The following is a 440-nucleotide window of genomic DNA, read 5'->3' as shown; positions in this document are numbered from 1 at the left end:
CCCCCCCGTTACCTTTTTTGTGGCTCCGCAATGGGGCTACCGGCCTTCGGGTCCGGCATGACTTCCCCCCCTTGTTGCGGTTGATGATCCGGGGGGTGGTGTCACCGGGCCCGGAGGCATCGACGGACCGCTGATGAGGGGCTTGAGCACCGGCTACACCCTGGCCGGAAGAGCTCTCCGTAACGTGGGTGTGGCAGCTCGGTGCCGAGGCAAGGCCGGACGAACGCGTGATGGAGGGGCCTGCACGTGATCGACATCGGCGACATCAACGTCTTCCTCGGCCTGGACGTCGGCAAGAGCGAACACCACGCCACCGCCGTCACACCAGCCGGAAAGAAAGCCTTCGACAAGCGCCTGCCCAACACCGAACCCAAGCTCCGCGAGCTGTTCGCGAAACTCCAGGCCAAGCACGGAACGGTGCTGGTCGTGGTCGACCAGCC

1 protein-coding gene is annotated in these 440 nt (G+C 65.5%); it reads left to right on the top strand.

The window, feature by feature from the left end:
* Window positions 1-255 precede the first annotated feature (255 nt).
* On the top strand, window positions 256-440 hold a 185-nt coding region (locus ACEPPI_RS40720; RefSeq protein WP_373920273.1), incomplete at its 3' end, for a transposase.

It is taken from the genome of Streptomyces sp. AB3(2024), from assembly GCF_041862025.1.
Classification (GTDB): Bacteria; Actinomycetota; Actinomycetes; order Streptomycetales; family Streptomycetaceae; genus Streptomyces.
Note: the sequence above shows the minus strand (reverse complement) of the source record. Positions and strands in the feature narration are given on the sequence as shown.